17 protein-coding genes are annotated in these 16,638 nt (G+C 62.9%); 10 read left to right on the forward strand and 7 right to left on the reverse strand.

What is annotated here, in order from left to right:
• Positions 1-22 precede the first annotated feature (22 nt).
• From ccoG to MJ8_RS23310, 5 genes are all read left to right on the forward strand, one after another.
• Positions 23-1,582 carry a cytochrome c oxidase accessory protein CcoG gene (gene ccoG / locus MJ8_RS23290; protein ID WP_201411049.1) on the forward strand — a complete coding sequence of 520 codons (1,560 nt, stop codon included), beginning with the start codon at positions 23-25 and terminating at the stop codon, positions 1,580-1,582.
• Entirely contained in the window at positions 1,579-2,094 is a 516-nt protein-coding gene (locus tag MJ8_RS23295; RefSeq protein ID WP_201411050.1) for a FixH family protein, read from the forward strand. Before ccoG ends, MJ8_RS23295 begins: the two co-directional genes overlap by 4 nt.
• A complete protein-coding gene (locus MJ8_RS23300) occupies positions 2,091-4,370 on the forward strand; it encodes a cation-translocating P-type ATPase (protein ID WP_201411051.1) in 2,280 nt (759 codons plus the stop codon). Before MJ8_RS23295 ends, MJ8_RS23300 begins: the two co-directional genes overlap by 4 nt.
• Positions 4,367-4,534 (forward strand): cbb3-type cytochrome oxidase assembly protein CcoS, encoded by a 168-nt coding sequence (ccoS, locus tag MJ8_RS23305; protein WP_201411052.1) that lies wholly within the window; start codon positions 4,367-4,369, stop codon positions 4,532-4,534. Before MJ8_RS23300 ends, ccoS begins: the two co-directional genes overlap by 4 nt.
• A gap of 65 nt (positions 4,535-4,599) precedes the next feature.
• A complete protein-coding gene (locus tag MJ8_RS23310; RefSeq protein ID WP_201411053.1) occupies positions 4,600-5,301 on the forward strand; it encodes a CBS domain-containing protein in 702 nt (233 codons plus the stop codon).
• A gap of 177 nt (positions 5,302-5,478) precedes the next feature.
• Here the strand turns inward: MJ8_RS23310 and MJ8_RS23315 are convergent, their stop codons facing one another.
• Together MJ8_RS23315 and MJ8_RS23320 are read right to left on the reverse strand one after the other, a co-directional pair.
• Complete coding sequence (locus tag MJ8_RS23315; protein WP_201411054.1) at positions 5,479-5,739, reverse strand: DUF6455 family protein; 261 nt, start codon at positions 5,737-5,739, stop codon at positions 5,479-5,481.
• A gap of 128 nt (positions 5,740-5,867) precedes the next feature.
• A complete protein-coding gene (locus MJ8_RS23320; RefSeq protein WP_201415554.1) occupies positions 5,868-6,563 on the reverse strand; it encodes a VIT family protein in 696 nt (231 codons plus the stop codon).
• 258 nt (positions 6,564-6,821) lie between these two features.
• Between MJ8_RS23320 and MJ8_RS23325 the strand changes: the two genes are divergently transcribed.
• The 3 genes from MJ8_RS23325 to MJ8_RS23335 are packed head-to-tail and all read left to right on the forward strand — an operon-like array spanning position 6,822 to position 9,848.
• Complete coding sequence (locus tag MJ8_RS23325; RefSeq protein ID WP_201411055.1) at positions 6,822-7,595, forward strand: FMN-binding protein; 774 nt, start codon at positions 6,822-6,824, stop codon at positions 7,593-7,595.
• 25 nt (positions 7,596-7,620) lie between these two features.
• Positions 7,621-8,340: an FAD:protein FMN transferase gene (locus tag MJ8_RS23330; protein ID WP_225248006.1), complete on the forward strand. Its 720-nt coding sequence runs from the start codon at positions 7,621-7,623 to the stop codon at positions 8,338-8,340.
• A complete protein-coding gene (locus MJ8_RS23335; protein WP_201411057.1) occupies positions 8,337-9,848 on the forward strand; it encodes an FAD-dependent oxidoreductase in 1,512 nt (503 codons plus the stop codon). Before MJ8_RS23330 ends, MJ8_RS23335 begins: the two co-directional genes overlap by 4 nt.
• Positions 9,849-9,851: 3 nt before the next feature.
• Here MJ8_RS23335 and MJ8_RS23340 read toward each other — a convergent pair whose 3' ends face one another.
• Genes MJ8_RS23340 through MJ8_RS23350 form a run of 3 tightly spaced genes read right to left on the reverse strand, consistent with a single transcriptional unit; the run spans position 9,852 to position 12,171 of the window.
• The gene (locus tag MJ8_RS23340; protein ID WP_201411058.1) at positions 9,852-11,192 is read right to left on the reverse strand and encodes a sensor histidine kinase; all 1,341 of its coding nucleotides are present in this window, start codon (positions 11,190-11,192) and stop codon (positions 9,852-9,854) included.
• Positions 11,192-11,857: a response regulator transcription factor gene (locus tag MJ8_RS23345; protein ID WP_201411059.1), complete on the reverse strand. Its 666-nt coding sequence runs from the start codon at positions 11,855-11,857 to the stop codon at positions 11,192-11,194. The genes MJ8_RS23340 and MJ8_RS23345 overlap by 1 nt, the downstream gene beginning before the upstream one ends.
• On the reverse strand, positions 11,854-12,171 hold the full coding sequence (locus MJ8_RS23350; protein ID WP_225248324.1) for a PepSY domain-containing protein: 318 nt from the start codon (positions 12,169-12,171) through the stop codon (positions 11,854-11,856). Before MJ8_RS23350 ends, MJ8_RS23345 begins: the two co-directional genes overlap by 4 nt.
• Positions 12,172-12,308: 137 nt before the next feature.
• Between MJ8_RS23350 and MJ8_RS23355 the strand changes: the two genes are divergently transcribed.
• A complete protein-coding gene (locus tag MJ8_RS23355; protein WP_201411061.1) occupies positions 12,309-12,575 on the forward strand; it encodes a hypothetical protein in 267 nt (88 codons plus the stop codon).
• 53 nt (positions 12,576-12,628) lie between these two features.
• Positions 12,629-13,096 (forward strand): DUF2231 domain-containing protein, encoded by a 468-nt coding sequence (locus tag MJ8_RS23360; protein ID WP_201411062.1) that lies wholly within the window; start codon positions 12,629-12,631, stop codon positions 13,094-13,096.
• A 51-nt stretch (positions 13,097-13,147) separates the two neighbouring features.
• On the opposite strand, the gene mgtA is transcribed toward MJ8_RS23360, so the two are convergent.
• Positions 13,148-15,772: a magnesium-translocating P-type ATPase gene (gene mgtA, locus MJ8_RS23365; RefSeq protein ID WP_412177125.1), complete on the reverse strand. Its 2,625-nt coding sequence runs from the start codon at positions 15,770-15,772 to the stop codon at positions 13,148-13,150.
• Positions 15,773-15,822: 50 nt separating this feature from the next.
• Positions 15,823-16,632 (reverse strand): universal stress protein, encoded by an 810-nt coding sequence (locus tag MJ8_RS23370; protein WP_201411064.1) that lies wholly within the window; start codon positions 16,630-16,632, stop codon positions 15,823-15,825.
• Positions 16,633-16,638 lie beyond the last annotated feature (6 nt).

Here is a 16,638-nt window from a genome sequence, read left to right on the forward strand (position 1 = left end):
TTCGCAGCGATTGGAGAAAATCGTGCTGGATCAGACGCAGGTAGAACGGCTCGAGGCCGAAGCGGTCAACTCCGCAAAGACGCGACAGCCGCTCTACGCAGCGCGCAGGAAGATCTTCCCGAAGCGTGCCTCGGGCCGTTTTCGCCAATTCAAATGGCTGGTGATGGCGATCACGCTCGGCATCTACTACCTGACCCCCTGGCTGCGCTGGGAGCGCGGCCCCTTCGCACCCGACCAGGCCGTTCTCGTCGACCTGGCAAACCGGCGCTTCTATTTCTTCTTCATCGAGATCTGGCCACAGGAATTCTATTACGTTGCCGGCCTGCTCATGATGGCGGGCGTCGGCCTTTTCCTGATCACGTCGACCGTTGGGCGGGCCTGGTGCGGATACACCTGCCCGCAGACCGTCTGGGTCGACCTGTTCCTTGTCGTGGAAGGGGCGATCGAAGGCGACCGCAATGCCCGCATGAAGCTGGACGCCTCTCCCTGGAGCCCCCGCAAGCTGTTCTTGCGCATGAGCAAGCACGCCGTCTGGCTGGTCATCGCGGTCGCCACCGGCGGCGCCTGGATCTTCTACTTCGCCGATGCGCCGAAACTGCTCGGCGAGGTCGTCACTGGAACGGCGGCGCCTGTCGCCTATGCCACCATCGCCGTGCTCACCGGCACTACCTACGTCTTCGGCGGGCTGATGCGCGAACAGGTCTGCACCTACATGTGCCCGTGGCCGCGCATCCAGGCAGCCATGCTCGACGAAAACTCGCTGACGGTGACCTACAATGACTGGCGCGGCGAGCCGCGTTCGCGACATGCCAAGAAGGCCTCGGCCGCCGGGCAATCGGTCGGCGACTGTGTCGACTGCAACGCCTGTGTCGCCGTCTGCCCCATGGGGATCGACATCCGGGATGGCCAGCAACTGGAATGCATCACCTGCGCGCTCTGCATCGACGCTTGCGACAGCGTCATGGACAAGCTTGGCCGGGAGCGCGGGCTGATTTCCTATGCGACGCTGGCGGACTACAACGCCAACATGGCGATGGCCACCTCCGGGGGCACCGCCCCCGTCAATCCGGCGCTGGTGAGGACGCCGAGCGGCGGCTTCGCCGACGGCTTGGCGCACTTCCATCTGGGCAAGATCTTCCGGTTGCGCACCTACATCTATCTCGGCGTATGGTCGGCGATCGGCTTGGCGTTGGTCTATTCGCTGCTGACGCGCGAACGGCTCGAACTGAACGTCCTGCACGACCGCAATCCGCAATTCGTGACGCTCTCCGACGGCTCGATCCGTAACGGCTATACAGTCAAGCTGCTCAACATGATACCGGAGCCCAGGATGATCGAGGTCACGTTGCAGGGTCTCGACGGCGGCGAGATGAGCATCGTCGGCATCGATCAGCCCGCAAGTCGCTCGTTCTTCATCCCGGTCGAGCCGGACCGATTGAAGACGCTCAAAATCTTCGTCAGGCAACCGGCCGATCGGATCAGAAAGCCGGCCCAGAGTTTCGAATTCCGCATCGCCGACAAGGCAAGTTCCGAAACCGCCGAATACACGGCCACTTTCAATGCCCCGGAGAACAGCAGATGAGCGCCGAAACGCAAAAGCCAGGCGGCTTCAGCGGCAAGCACATGTTGATCGTCATCGTCAGCTTCTTCGCGGTGGTGATCGGGGTGAACGTGACGATGGCGACGCTCGCCCAAAAGAGCTGGACCGGGCTGGTCGTAGAGAACACCTATGTTGCAAGCCAGCAGTTCAACGAAGAAGCAAGAAAAGGACGAGCGCAGGCGGCGCTTGGCTGGACAGGCAAGCTGACCGTCGCTTCCGGCGAAGTCCGTTACAGCCTTGTCGACAGCAAAGGAAAGCCGGTGCCGCTGCATGGCGTCAGGATACTGTTCCGCCACCCGGCCTACGAAGCCGAGGACGAGGCCCTGACACTTGCCGCAGTGTCCCGAGATGCTCCCGGAAACACAGACACGTTCGCTGTTCGCCACACCCCGAAAAACGGCGTCTGGATCGTGGAGATCGATGCAGACGCCGGGCTTAGGTCACCGTTTCGCGACGTCCGCCGCATCATGATTTCAAACGGAGCCCTGCAATGAGCTGCTGCGCGCCAGGCGCTGAGATGGCATTGGAGATGGCTGCCTCGGCACCGCCGTCGAGCGAGGAGATCAAGCTGGCCAGCCGTTCTCTGGGTGGCGACATGCACCAGACCGACCTGTCGGTTCCGACGGCTCATTGCGGGGCTTGCATTCAAGCGATCGAGACCGCTCTCTGCAAGGTCGAGAACATCGAGTCCGCGCGCGTCAACCTGTCGACGAAACGAGTGTCGATACGCTGGCATGGCGACAGTGTCCCGCCATTCTTCGCCGTGCTCGGCCGTCTCGGCTATCAGGCGCATCTGTTCGACACCGAAATTGACGAGAAGGACAGGACGCTCTCGGAGCTGATCCGCGCCGTCGCCGTGGCGGGCTTTGCAGCAGGCAACATCATGCTGCTGTCGGTATCGGTCTGGTCAGGCGCCGAGGGCGCGACGCGCGATCTGTTTCACTGGCTGTCCGCGCTGATCGCCATTCCGGCTCTCGCCTTCGCCGGCAGAATTTTCTTCCGCTCCGCGGCGAATGCGCTGCGCCATGGCCGCATGAACATGGATGTGCCGATCGCGGTGGGCATATCGCTCGCCTACGCGATGAGTCTTTACGAGACGATCGATCACGGCGAGCACGCCTATTTCGATGCCTCGGTGTCGCTGCTCTTCTTCCTGCTGATCGGCCGCACGCTCGACCATGTCATGCGGGAGCGGGCGCGAACCGCCGTCAATGGCCTCTCACGGCTCGCATCAAGAGGTTCGCTTGTCCTGCGTGAGGATGGAACACGCGAATACCTGCCCGTCGCCGAACTTGTGCCTGGGCTGCGCCTGCTCATCGTGGCCGGAGAACGGATACCGGTCGACGGCGATATCGTCAGCGGGAACTCCGATCTCGATTGCTCGATCGTCTCCGGTGAAACCGAGCCCAAAACCGTTAGTGCAGGCGCCCATGTGCAGGCCGGCACGCTCAACCTCACGGGCCCGTTGACGATGCAGGCGACTGCCGCCGCGAAGGATTCCTTCCTGGCGGAAATGGTTCGGCTGATGGAAGCCGCCGAGGGTGGCCGCTCGCGCTACAGGCGGATCGCCGACAGGGTATCGGCACTCTACGCGCCCGTGGTCCATCTTGCCGCCTTTGTCACATTTCTCGGCTGGATGGCCGCCTCCGGCGATTGGCATCGCGCCATGACCATCGCTATCGCCGTGCTCATCATCACCTGCCCTTGCGCGCTCGGCCTCGCGGTGCCGATCGTCCAGATCGTCGCGGCCCGGCGCCTCTTCGAGGCCGGCGTCATGGTCAAGGATGGCTCAGCGATGGAGCGTCTTGCGGGGATCGACACGGCTGTCTTCGACAAGACCGGAACGCTGACGCTCGGGCGCCCAAAACTCGTGAATGCGTCGTCTATCGATCCGACCATGCTTGCGATCGCGGCGGACATGGCGGCTCATTCCCGCCATCCGTTCTCGAGGGCAATCGCCAGTTATGCGGGGTATTGCGGCCAGCCCAGCGTCGGATCCGTCACCGAGCATCCGGGCTTCGGCATCGAGGCCGTAACCCAAGGGAATACGTGGCGGCTCGGCAGGCGCGGATGGGCGGGCTGGAAGGCTCGCACCGGCGGCGAAGGCAAACCCGGCGGCTATGGCGGCACCGTGCTCTCCAAGAACGGAAACATCGTCGCCTGCTTCGCTTTCGAGGACGCGCTTCGGCAAGATGCCAAGGCAGCGATCTGCCAGTTGAAGGACGCCGGGCTTTCGGTCGATATGCTATCCGGGGATACCGCCAAGGCCTGCAGCGAGGTTGCCAAATCGTTGGGGATCGCAAGTTTCGCGCCGGCTCTGCTGCCTTCCGGGAAGGTCGAGTGGATCGAAGCGCTCACCCGCGCCGGACACAAGGTGCTGATGGTGGGCGACGGCTTCAACGACACACCGGCATTGCGGGCAGCGCATGTTTCGATGGCTCCGGCGACCGCGGCCGACATCGGCCGCCAGGCCGCCGATTTCGTCTTCCTGCGCGAAAGCCTGCTTGCGGTCCCGCTGGCAATGGATGTCTCGCGCAGGGCCGGCCGGCTCATCCGCCAGAACATCGCGATCGCCATCGCCTACAACGCCTTTGCCGTTCCGATCGCCGTTCTGGGCCACGTGACGCCGCTCATCGCGGCGATCGCAATGAGCGCCTCTTCGCTGATCGTGATTGGAAATGCGATGCGGCTTGACGCAACGGCGAAAGCGGCGCCTGAAGCTCCGCTGGCCCGGCGCCGCACCGATGTCATCGAAGCGGCCCGTCCATGACCACGCTCGTTTATCTCATTCCCGTGGCTCTGTTTCTGGGAGCGCTCGGTTTATCCGGCTTCCTATGGGCTTTGCGCAGCGGCCAGTACGAGGATCTCGATGGAGCTGCCGAGCGAATACTGATCGAGCCTGATCAGCGAGACGGCGAAGGTCGGCAAAACTGACGTAAATCAAGGCACCGTTGTTCTCGACGTCCCAAAAATAAGGCTGACGAAAGCGGGAGATTTCGATGCACGCTCGCGACATCATGACGACGCCGGTGGTCACGATCGGCGCCTCCGCCTCGGTCGCCGAAGCGGCCGATCTGATGCTGACCAGGAACATCCGCTGCCTGCCGGTCCTGGGAGAGGATGGATCACTGGCCGGCGTCGTCAGCGAAGGCGATTTCCTGCGCCGGGGCGAACTCGGCACCAGACGGGCGCGGCCTCGCTGGCTCGAATTTCTTCTCGGTCCGGGCAAGCTCGCCGAGGAGTATGTCCGTTCGAGCAGCCGCCGGGTGGGCGAGGTTATGACGACCGGCGTCGTTTCGGCAGCGCCAGGCGCCTCGCTCGCCGAGATCGTGGATCTCATGGCAACCCACGACATCAAGAACGTGCCGATTCTCGACGCGGGGAAGATCGTCGGCATCGTCAGCCGCTCCGATCTGATGCGCATCCTGCTTCGCACCCTGCCCAAGTCAGGCTCCGCGACTGTCGACGACGAGGTCATCCGCAGGAACATCCTTGCCGAGCTGCGAGGGCAGTCCTGGAGCGTTGGCGGCGACCTTATCGGCGTCACTGTCAAAAAAGGAGAGGTCGAACTGAATGGCGCCATTTTCGACGAGCGCCAGCGAAAGGCCGCTGTCGTTGCAGCGGAGAACGTCGCAGGGGTCAAGAAAGTAACTGACCATCTCTTCTACGCCGGACCGTTGTCGGTCGTGCTCGTCTCGTGATGAGCGAGCGCGGCGCGTATCGCTCGAAGCTCGCCCCGAGCCTGGGATGCAGCGCAGACGCGACAAAGCCGGAAACCGCCGTGCTCCCATAGCCGGATGTGAGCCGCCATGTGCCCGGCCGAGCTTGCTTGCCGGCCGCTCGCCATGCAGCTCGTTGCGCCAAGCGTCAAGGTTCAATCAACGGATGGACTGCAATCGAGTGATCAGGTCGCTGTTGCGGCAATAGGCCGGCGGATGGTCGGCACGCGCGGTTTCGTCGAGCCAGGCTGCGCATTCGTCCTGGTGGCCGCAAGACCGGCACCGGTCGACGGCACGACTGGTGACGGCTGCGTGATCCGCCACAACCTTCAGCTGCCTGTCGACGCCCATCTTCTGCATCATGCGTTCCATCAAGGCAGTTCTGGCGTCAGCCCCGATCAGATATTCGAGAAAGCTCATGTGGCACACTCCTCAGATGACAATTCATTGCCATCTCAAGCGGCGCGCGACGTTGATCTCAATCAAGGAGCGCTGTCCATTTCGTGAACTTGCTTTCGCCAAAGGGATCGATTGTCTCGCCCATGAACCTAGCCTGCGGTACCGAATATCGCACCGATACCCGCGGTAAGCGCCATTGCCAGCGCTCCCCAAAAGGTAACCCGAATGGTGGCCCTCCATGCATTAGCGCCGCCAGCCCTCGCGCCGATCGCACCGAGCACCGCGAGGAACAGCAGCGACGCAATCGAAACCACGGCAACAAGTCGGGAGGGCGGTGAAAGCAGCACCATTGCCAAAGGCATGATCGCGCCTATTGAAAACGCCGCCGCCGAAGCGAGCGCAGCCATTATCGGTCGTGCAGCAGTCACCTCGGAAATACCAAGTTCGTCGCGGGCATGTGCGCCAAGGGCGTCCTTGGCCATCAACTGGTCAGCCACCTGCAACGCCAATTGAGGCTCCACGCCTCGGTCGATGTAGATCTGGGCAAGCTCGTGCCTCTCGAATTCGGGTTGGCTCGCAAGTTCTTTTCGCTCGCGCGCGAGATCGGCGTGCTCGGTATCGGCCTGTGAACTGACGGACACATATTCGCCGGCGGCCATCGACATGGCGCCAGCTACCAGGCCGGCGACGCCGGCGACCAGCACGCTGGCGGTGGTGGCATTGGCGCTTGCAACACCAATGATCAGGCTGGCGGTCGAGACGATGCCGTCGTTGGCGCCGAGCACCGCGGCGCGCAACCAGCCGACGCGTGACACCAGGTGGTTTTCGGTATGAAGGCGACTCATCTGAGCAAAAGGAAAGTTGTCGGTTTGATCATGGCTTGCGTCCGCATCGGCAAGCCGGGAGGGCAGCCCGCCCGTTGATTGCCCTTGGATCCGAACAAATGCCTTGATCGAAGTCAATCGGCGACACCCGGCCCGTCGATCCGCCATTTTTCGCAAGCCGGAGCGCTGACAGCCAGTTGTCAGCTAGCTCGTGAGATATTGCTCCAACCTGCAGGGAACGGCTCGGGCCGGGCCGCGCTCAAAACCGGAACTGTGTTCATGAAACAGATCGCTCTGTCTCTCTTCGTGATCGCCTCGTCGGGAGCCTATGTCTGGGATCAGGCGGGCAAGCTTGCCGACAATGATCTGCTCGATACACAAGGGGCCACCAATGCGACAGAGCAGACCTTGCCCCCTGTGGCTCCGCCGCCTCCTGCCGATCCGGTTCCAGTGCCGGCCTCGACCCTGCCGGCAGTTTCTCGGTTGGATGTACCAAGAACCCTGGCGCCACGCGCAACGCTCGAAGCCAGGGTCCACTCGACGATTGCGACGCCCGCACCACAGTCCACCTTTGCTGACAGCCAGCCGGAAACCACACAGCCTCCGCCGCCATCAGCGCCAAAAGCGGAACTCCCACGGGCGGATGCCGCACCGCTGCAGGCACGGTCATTCGCGGTGACGCCCGCCGTCTACATTCCCATTCCGCAGCCGCGACCGGATTATCCTCCAGCGCGCATTATCCATGCAGGCATGAAGCTCGCGGCGCACGGCTACACCGACGGGGTCTACACCGGTCCTCCGGCCGACGCCTACTACGGCATCATTCAGATCCAGGCACTTGTCCAAGGGGGCCGCGTAACGGCACTCAAGGTGCTGAAATACCCCAATGACCGCCGCACCTCCGTCAGCATCAACCGGCAGGCGCTGCCGATGCTGCGTGACGAAGCGATCAGCGCGCAGAGCGCCGATGTGGACATCATCTCGGGTGCGACGCTGACCAGCAAGGCCTTCATCCAGTCGCTCGGCGGAGCCCTGAAGAAGGCTTCTTCCTGACTCGATGCGCGAAACCCGAATTCTGATGGGAATGCCCATCACGATCGATGTCGGAGGCGCCGGCAGCTCGCTGGTCGAGTCCGTGTTCGACTATTTCGAGCGGATCGACCGGCGCTTCAGCACCTACAGGAGCGACAGTGAGATTTCCGCCATCAACCGGGGTGACGTTCCGGTCAAGGATTGGAGCGGCGAGATGATGGAAGTGCTTGCGCTCGCAGAGCGGACAAGAAACGAGACGAACGGATATTTCGACATCCGCAGGGTCGACGGCTCGCTTGACCCGTCCGGGATCGTGAAAGGCTGGGCGATCCGCAATGCCGCCGCCCTCATCCGTGGAGCCGGCATCGGCGATTTCTTCATCGAGGCGGGTGGCGACATTCAGTCCTGCGGCAGGAATGCCTCCGGCGGAGACTGGAGCGTCGGCGTTCGCAACCCCTTCAAGAAGGACGAGATCATCAAGATCATCTATCCGCGCGGTCGCGGCGTCGCCACGTCCGGCACTTATGCGCGCGGCCAGCACATCTACAATCCCCATGAGCCTTCGGAGACTATCGCCGACATCGTCAGCCTGACGGTCATCGGATCCGATGTGCTCGAAGCCGATCGCTTCGCCACGGCAGCCTTCGCCATGGGCCGGGACGGCATCCTCTTCATCGAGCAGACTTCCGGGCTGGAAGGGTATGTCGTCGACGTCAATGGCCGTGCCACGCCGACAAGCGGATTCGGAGACCTTTGCGAACCATGATCAAGGCAGTCGACCGATTCCTCGATCACGTGACCATGTACCGGCTGGTGCTCTACTATCTGATGGCGCTGCTGAGCGCGGCGTTCGCCTTCTGCTTCGTCAAGCTGGTGCCGCATGATCCGCTTGCGCTCGCTTTCACCGCTGCCCTCACAGTCGCTACCTGCTGGATCACCAACATGGCCTTCGCGCTGGTCTTCGAGGTTCCGGCAAACAGCGAATCCGTCTATATCACCGCCCTCATACTCACGCTCATCCTCGATCCGGTCGCATTCACGGACTTGAAGGGTATCGGGGCTGTCGCTTTCGCCTCTGTTTGGGCGATTTCGTCGAAATACATCCTGGCCGTCGGCCGAAAACACCTTTTCAATCCAGCGGCACTCGGCGTCGCGCTGTCGGCGCTGTTGCTGAACCAGCCCGCCACCTGGTGGGTCGGAGGCAATCCATGGCTGCTTCCCTTCGTCCTCGTCGGCGGGGTTCTGGTCGTGCGGAAGCTGCGCCGTCTGGATCTTGTCGCGGCATTTCTGGTCGTGGCCCTGGCCGCCGTCCTGGCAACAACAGATCCGGCGCAATATGGTGCGGCCATCAAGGAAACGCTGGGCTCATCGCCGCTATTTTTCTTCGCTTTCGTGATGCTGACCGAGCCGCTGACGGCCCCTGCACAGCGCTGGCCGCGGATCGCCTTTGCCGTCATCGTCGGCTTCCTGTTCGCGCCCAACATCCATATCGGCTCGTTCTACTTCACGCCCGAACTCGCTCTCCTGGCGGGTAACCTCTTCGCTTACGCCGTGAGCCCCAAGGGCCGGTTCGTGTTGACTTTGGAACGCATCGAGCAAATCGCCGTCGACAGCTACGACTTCGTCTTCAGACCGTCGCGAAGGCTTGCCTTCCGGGCGGGCCAGTATCTGGAGTGGACGCTGAGCCTCGACTGTTCCGACAATCGCGGTAACCGGCGTTATTTCACCGTCGCCTCATCGCCTACCGAGCAATCGGTGCGGCTTGGCGTCAAGTTCTATCCGCAATCGAGCGCTTTCAAGCGGGCCCTGGGCGCTATGAAGCCCGGCGCCACGATCCACGCTTCGCAACTGGCCGGCGATTTCACGCTGCCGTCCGATCCGAAAACCAAGATCGCCTTCCTGGCGGGCGGCATCGGCATCACGCCGTTCCGCTCGATGCTGCAATATCTCATCGATCGCCAGGAAGCGCGACCTATCGTCGTTCTCTATGGAACAGAAGGCCAGGAAGACATCGCTTATCGACACGTGCTCGCATCCGCGAGACGCGAGCTGGGCATAAGGACCTACCACGCGGTGGCCAAAGGCGCCGTACGCGGCCAGTATCCCGGCTACATAGACGCCCGCCTGGTGCGCCTCACCATGCCCGACTATCTCGAGCGCACCTTCTACGTCTCCGGCCCCCAGGCGATGGTCAAGGCGTTGCGCCAGAAGCTTGTGGCCATGGGCGTCAGCCGTTCGAGGATAAAGGTCGACTACTTTCCTGGTTTTGCCTGACGCTCAACCATGCCGAGGCAGGTGGATCGTTACCGCCAGGCCAGGGCTGGCGTTTGCCATCGCAAGGCGACCGCCATATGCCTCGACGATATCCGAGACGATCGCCAGGCCGAGACCGCTGCCGCCGCCCCTGCTGTCGAGCTGCACGCCGCGGGCCAGGGCGGCATGCCGCGCGGCCTCGGGGATCCCGGCGCCATCGTCGACAACGGCAACCATCACCTCGCGAGCGGTTGCGGATGCGCTGACGCGGACGAAGGATTTCGCGAACCGCGCGGCATTTTCCACCAGGTTGCCAAGGATCTCCGACAGGTCGCCTTCGTCGATAGGCGCCATGAAATCCTCAGGACTCTCAATCTCGAACGAGAGCTGCTTGCCCTGTGGCGTGCGTTTGACGACGGCGACCACGCCAGCCGCCACCTCCCGGACCCGGCATGCGGCCTTGCCGGAGACTCCGGGCGCCAGACGGGCGCGTGCCAATTCCCGCTCGACATGGCGGCGGATGGCGCCGGTGCTCCTTTCGATCTCGTCGGCAAGCTCGGTTTCGCCTTTTTTGCGCAGGGTTCGAATATCGGCGGACAGCACCTGAAGAGGGGTCTTGAGGCCGTGCGCGAGATCGGTGGCGCGCGAGCGGGCGCGCGAGAGGGCCTTCTCCTGCGCATCGAGCAGGCGATTTATTTCGTCGGCGAGTGGCTGCACCTCGGCCGGTGCGGCCACGTCGAGCCGAGCGGCGCGCTGCGCGATCACGTTTCTGACGGCGACCCGCAAGCCTTCCAGCGGCGCCAAACCGACGGTGATCTGGATGAAGAAGGCTCCCATCAGCGCGAGCGCGAGGACCATGAGCGCTGGCGCCAGATCACGGACATATTCGCCCACCGAGACCTCCACGTTGCGATGGTCTTCCGCCACGACGGCGCGGAACGCCCGCCCGTCGGTATCGGTGATCGTGCGCGAGACGGCAACAGTGAGCTCACCGCCCGGCCCGGTGAGTTCCGCCTTGCGCAGCTCGCCACCGGTCGCCTGGTCAGGCAGGGCGAGCGTGGCATCCCACAGCGAGCGGGATCGGACGAGGTTGTGCGTGGCCAGGTCCTCCACTTGCCAGTAGTGCCCGGACAGCGGAATGGCGAAGCGCTGGTCGGATATCGTCGACGCGACCGACAGGCGGCCATCGGCCGTGAAGCTCGTCGCGCCGATCAGCTCGTTTAGGTCGACGGTCAGCTCGCTGACAACGCGACGCTCGACATTCAGCTCGAACAGATAACGCAGCCCAACGCCGGCTATGCCAAGCGCGATCACGATCGATATGGCCGCGGCCGACCACAGCCTGAACCGGATCGAATTGCGCATCAGTCAGGTCCGTCGGGCACGAGGTATCCAAACCCGCGTCGTGTCTCGATCACATCGCTGCCGAGCTTCCGCCGCAGACGCGCAACGATAACTTCAATCGTATTCGGGTCGCGGTCGTTGTCGGAGCTGTACAGATGCTCCGCCAGCTCGGTCGGCGCGACCACACGGCCGGCATGATGCATGAGAAAGGCGAGGAGGCGATACTCCAGCGGCGAAAGCGCCATAGGGACGCCGCGCAGCGAGATGCGCATCTGCCGCGTGTCGAGCAGCAAAGGGCCGGATTTCAGCACCGGCGCTGCTTGCCCGCTTGACCGGCGCAGGATGGCGCGCAGCCGCGCCAGCAGTTCCTCCATTTCGAACGGCTTCGGAAGGTAATCGTCGGCGCCGGCGTTGATGCCTTCCACGCGCTCGGTCCATAGGCCCCGCGCCGTCAGGATCAGCACCGGAAAACGCCGGCCATTGCCGCGCCAGCGCTTCAGCACGGTGAGGCCGTCGAGCTTCGGCAATCCCAAATCGAGGATCGCTGCGTCGTAGTTCTCGACATCGCCGGCAAACCAGGCCGCTTCTCCGTCGGTCACGATATCGACGGCCATGCCCGACGCCTTCAGGACTGCCGCGATATCGGCCGCGATGCGCGGTTCGTCCTCGGCCAGGAGTATTTTCATTTGCGGTCGCCTTCGCCACTCGAGACGCCGCCCACCCCGGCATCGACGTCAACGATCCTTCGCCTGCCGTCGGCAGCGATCACCTGGAACCGATAGACCCACTTGCCCCCTGTCCGTATGAGATCGACCGCAACGATCTCACCGGGAGCCTTGGCGCGGACGACGGCCAGGATATCGGCGAGGCCCTCGATCTCGCCGCGCTCATGGAGGTCGCGAGCCCGATCATGATCGTCGTCGTCGTCCTGTGCGCGGGCCGCGAGGGGACTGGCCAGTACAAGCACGGCCACCCCCAGAATTGCCAGGCGCGTCAACACGGTTCTCATGGCAGAGAGCTGTCGCACGCGAAAGCTGTCAAAACGCTGTCAGTCATCGTCAGCCGGCGGCAAGCGCGGGGTCTCTATCAAGAACCTCCGCGCCCGATGCTGGGTGCGCAGAAAAGGATACGAACATCATGCGCAATTTTCCTTTGTTGTTTGTCGCCCTCGGGGGTCTCACCGCTTTCGCCATACCCGCTGCCGCTGAATCCAGCCAGGCATTATGCGCGGCCGCACCGGCCGGTTCCGCGACAACCATCGACCTACAGGCTATCCCGATGATGAGCGCTGCCGGCCCCAAGTCGGTCAAAGGGGTCGGCGACGACGAGTGTGAGGGCGGCAAATCCTTGTCCGGCGCTCGCGCAGATCGGGAAGACGAAGGTTTGGACGACAGCGACGACTGACGGATCTGAACGTTTGACGCTGCCCCTTTCACTGTTCCTGGAGAGAATTTCCGATGCCTGCGATTCAGCACGTCCATCCCATTCTGGTGCATTTCCCCATTGTGCTCATTTACACGCTGGTGATTATCGATATCGCCGCGCTTACCGGCCGCAACGCCGTTACGATGCGCTCCGGCGTAGGAACGATTTCGACCTTCGTTGCCGTCGCCGCGGGGTTGTTCGCCGTCGTCACCTGGCTCTTCGGCGGGATGGCCCTTGATTACGCCGAGGCCGCGGGCTTCAGCAGCGAAATAGCCGAAATACATGAGAGCCTGGGCACGATCAGCGCCTTTACCTTTTTGGGCTGGGGCGTCATCCGGCTCGCGCTGTGGGTACGAAATCGCGAACTCGGAACGCTGCGCTTTGCCATTCCAGTCATTGAAGTAGCCGGCGCGGCCCTGGTCACGGCAACCGGCTATTATGGAGGCCAGCTGGTCTATGACCTTGGTGTGAACGTCGCCAAGGCCGCCGCTGGTGGTTGACGTCGCAAACTTGGACCTTGAGCCGCCGCGCATCGAACCGCATCCTTCGGCTCAGCCCGGGATGCGGATTGACGCGGCCCGGCGCGGATTCGAGCCCGGAACTCTTCTTCCGGGCTTGCCGCGGCTGCCGTGATCGAAAAGCAGGCCCTTGGTAATCTCGGAGACAATCACATACAGCGCCGTGATCGCAACGAGCCCGGTCAGCACCGATCCTGCCAAGGGTCCAAATCCGAACCAATTGGCGAAGGGGGCGTAAGGAATGGCAATAGCGATAACGCCGACACAGAGGGCGAGGCCCGCAAGCACGCGGCTGGGACGGCTGTTCCATGGCCTCATACGGGTGCGCACGATGAACAGGATGGCAAGTTGGGTCAGCACAGATTCGATGAACCAGGCCGTCTGAAACGTGGCTGCTTCGGCATGGGCTGCCAGCAGCAGGAAGGCGAAGGTCGCGAAGTCGAACGCGGAGCTCACCAGTCCGAAACTGACCATGAAACGTCTGACGAAATGGATGTCCCAGTGCCGCGGTCTGCGCAGTTGTTCAACGTCGACATTGTCGCCGGCGATCGCCAGCGATGGAATGTCGGACAGGAAATTGTTCAGCAGGATCTGCTTGGCCAGCAGCGGCAGAAACGGCAGGTAAAGCGAGGCGGCGGCCATGCTGATCATGTTGCCGAAATTGGCGCTCGTCGTGATGGAAATATACTTCATCGTGTTGGCGAAGGTCTTGCGGCCATCGTCGACGCCCCTCACCAGCACGCCCAGGTCGCGCTTGAGCAAGATGATGTCCGCGGCCTCGCGCGCCACATCGACGGCGGTATCGACTGAAATGCCGATGTCTGCCTCATGAAGCGCCGGCGCGTCGTTGATACCATCGCCTAGATAGCCGACCACGTGGCCGTTCCGGCGCAACGCCTCGACGATACGTTCTTTCTGGTTCGGATCGATCTCGACGAAGAGATCGGTGTTGCGGACGCCAGCGAGAAGCCCGTTCTTCGTCAGCTTCGACAGATCCTCGCCGGTCATGATCCGGTCGGCCCGCAGGCCCACCGCTTCGGCCAGATGAGCGGCGACGTAGCGGTTGTCTCCGGAGATGACCTTCACGCCGATGCCTCGGTCGGCAAGCGCCGACAGCGTCTCCCGCACCCCTTCCTTTGGCGGATCGAGAAACAGCAGGAATCCCGCGAACGCCATTTCGGTCTCGTCGTCACGGCTGAAGCCCGCCTTGCCTTGAAATCGCCGTGTCGCCAGGCCGAGAACACGATAGCCTTGCGCGCTCCAGCTTCTGAATCGTTCGTCGATCGCCTCGCGTTCGGTCGCGCCGAGGGGCGTCAAGCTATGCGAACCCTGCACGAAGCCGCAAGCATCGAGAACGTTCTGCACGGCTCCCTTGGTGATAAGGATTTGTTCGCGCTTGCTGTCCTGCACGGCGATCGACAGGCGCTTGCGCACAAAATCGTAGGGGATCTCATCGATCTTGATGAACCCGAACAAATCCTCTTGTGGTGCGCTCGCAATCGCCTCGTCGAGTGGATTCTTCAGGCCCGTCTGCAAAGTCGCGTTGAGCCGGGCGAAAAGCAGGACGTCGGTCGACGAATTGCCCTCGATGTCGAACCATCCATCGAGGTGAATGACGCCCTCAGTCAGCGTCCCGGTCTTGTCGGTGCACAGCAGGTCCATGCTGCCGAGATTCTCGATCGCGTCGAGACGGCGCACAATGACACCGCCGGCGGCCATCGTCCGGGCGCCCCGGGCCAGGGTCACGCTGATGATCGCCGGAAGCAGTTCCGGCGTCAGACCAACAGCCAGCGCCAATGAAAACAACAGCGATTCGATGAAGGGCCGGCTGAGCATCACGTTGGCGAAGAACACCAGGATGACGATCACAAGCATGATCTCGGTCATCAAATATCCGAACATCCTGATGCCGCGGGCAAACTCGGTCTCAGGTATCCGTCGCTCCAATGCCTCGGCGATCGATGCGAATTCGGTCCGCACCCCCGTAGCGACGGCCAGCACCTTTGCCGTTCCGCTGCGAACGGAGGTGCCGGTGAACACGGCGTTGCTACGTTGCGCGATGCCGGCTTCGGGCGCGGAGCGGCCGGCGGACTTCACGACGGGAAAAGTCTCGCCGGTCAGAACGGATTCGCTGACATTGAGATCCCGCGACTCCAGGATGACGCCGTCGACGGGGATCAGATTGCCAGCCGACAGCCAGACGACGTCGCCGGGAACGATCTCCTCGACATTGACGGCGCGTTCGAAGCCGTCCCGAAGCACGGTCGCCTTTCGGGAGATTCGGTTCCGCAGCGCCTCCATCGCTCGCGAGGCGCCATATTCCTGAGTGAAGCTGAGAACGCAGCTGGCAAGCACGATCACGCCGATGATTGCAGCCTCATGCCCCTCTCCGACGAACGCCGAAACGGCAGCAGCAAAGACCAGGATCAAGACCAACGGGCTGCGAAACTGCCGCGCGAACACGCTTAGCGCCGTTCCGCCGGACCGGGGCGCCAGTTCATTGCGACCGAATTTGGCCAGCCGGACTGCCGCATCGACGCTGAGCAGGCCGGAAGTGGAGGTCTCCAACCGGCCGATCAGTTCCCCCGTTTCGAGCGACCAGTATGCGGGCTCGACATGGCTGGAAAAGTGGTTGGCCGGCCGCTCGTCACCTGGAATGACCTGCAGCCGGTCCGGCCCATCTGCAGTCCTGGTCGCCACGGTCGCAGTCAATTCGAAAACAGGCGGCTGATGGATTTCTCACCAATCAGCGATCGCGTGATGCCGCCAAAGGCCCATTCCCTGAGCCGGCTGTGGCCGTAAGCCCCGGAAACGATCAGATCGGCGTGGACCGCGCGAGCAAACGCAACGAGCCCCTCGCCGTCGGCGGCGCCGGCGACCATTTCCGTCCGCGCCTTGATATCATGCTGCTCCAAAAACACCGCGACGTCGGCGAGGCTGTCTTGAACATCCGTTCCCGAACCGGCTTCCATTGTGGCGACGACGACCTCCTTGGCTTTGGCGAGGAGCGGCAAGGCATCCGACAAGGCTCGTCTTGCTTCCCGGCTGTCCTTCCAAGCGACCAGAACGGTTTTCCCAACCAGGTGTTCGGCGTTGCCCCCCAGGACCAGGACGGGTCGGCCGGCCCCCAGCACCAGGCTTCCTATGTCGAGCGCGCGGAAGACATCCTCGCCGCCATCGGCGGTCACGATGAGATCAGCGGAACGGGCCACCAGCCCCAGAGCACGGGTCGGACCGCAAATATATTGTCTCCATTGGCTGCTGATGGAGTGGGGAACGAACTTCTCGAAGCTGTCGCGCAGTTCGGCAAGACGCTTCTCGATCTCCTGGCGTTTGACCTGCATGACCTCGCCTTCATAGACCAGGCCTTCACCGGTGGACACCAAGGGCGGGACGTCCGCGGCAGCGAAACCGATGAGGTGAGCATTGAAGCGATGCGCCATTTCCGCCGCGAGCTTCACGATTGGCCCAGGCTCCGCGTCGGCGGCCAAGTTGACGACAATCGTTTTGTAGGACATGCGGGC

It is taken from the genome of Mesorhizobium sp. J8 (genome assembly GCF_016591715.1).
Taxonomy (GTDB): Bacteria; Pseudomonadota; Alphaproteobacteria; order Rhizobiales; family Rhizobiaceae; genus Mesorhizobium.

What these genes read in the sequence shown, in the direction of transcription:
- MJ8_RS23360 (WP_201411062.1), top strand. Translation starts at nt 12,629, where the DNA reads ATGCCTGCGATTCAGCACGTCCATCCCATTCTGGTGCATTTCCCCATT.
- MJ8_RS23340 (WP_201411058.1), bottom strand. Translation starts at nt 11,192, where the DNA reads ATGCGCAATTCGATCCGGTTCAGGCTGTGGTCGGCCGCGGCCATATCG.
- MJ8_RS23300 (WP_201411051.1), top strand. Translation starts at nt 2,091, where the DNA reads ATGAGCTGCTGCGCGCCAGGCGCTGAGATGGCATTGGAGATGGCTGCC.
- MJ8_RS23295 (WP_201411050.1), top strand. Translation starts at nt 1,579, where the DNA reads ATGAGCGCCGAAACGCAAAAGCCAGGCGGCTTCAGCGGCAAGCACATG.
- MJ8_RS23325 (WP_201411055.1), top strand. Translation starts at nt 6,822, where the DNA reads ATGAAACAGATCGCTCTGTCTCTCTTCGTGATCGCCTCGTCGGGAGCC.
- MJ8_RS23320 (WP_201415554.1), bottom strand. Translation starts at nt 6,563, where the DNA reads ATGAGTCGCCTTCATACCGAAAACCACCTGGTGTCACGCGTCGGCTGG.
- MJ8_RS23315 (WP_201411054.1), bottom strand. Translation starts at nt 5,739, where the DNA reads ATGAGCTTTCTCGAATATCTGATCGGGGCTGACGCCAGAACTGCCTTG.
- ccoS (WP_201411052.1), top strand. Translation starts at nt 4,367, where the DNA reads ATGACCACGCTCGTTTATCTCATTCCCGTGGCTCTGTTTCTGGGAGCG.
- MJ8_RS23345 (WP_201411059.1), bottom strand. Translation starts at nt 11,857, where the DNA reads ATGAAAATACTCCTGGCCGAGGACGAACCGCGCATCGCGGCCGATATC.
- MJ8_RS23310 (WP_201411053.1), top strand. Translation starts at nt 4,600, where the DNA reads ATGCACGCTCGCGACATCATGACGACGCCGGTGGTCACGATCGGCGCC.
- MJ8_RS23330 (WP_225248006.1), top strand. Translation starts at nt 7,621, where the DNA reads ATGGGAATGCCCATCACGATCGATGTCGGAGGCGCCGGCAGCTCGCTG.
- MJ8_RS23370 (WP_201411064.1), bottom strand. Translation starts at nt 16,632, where the DNA reads ATGTCCTACAAAACGATTGTCGTCAACTTGGCCGCCGACGCGGAGCCT.
- MJ8_RS23335 (WP_201411057.1), top strand. Translation starts at nt 8,337, where the DNA reads ATGATCAAGGCAGTCGACCGATTCCTCGATCACGTGACCATGTACCGG.
- MJ8_RS23355 (WP_201411061.1), top strand. Translation starts at nt 12,309, where the DNA reads ATGCGCAATTTTCCTTTGTTGTTTGTCGCCCTCGGGGGTCTCACCGCT.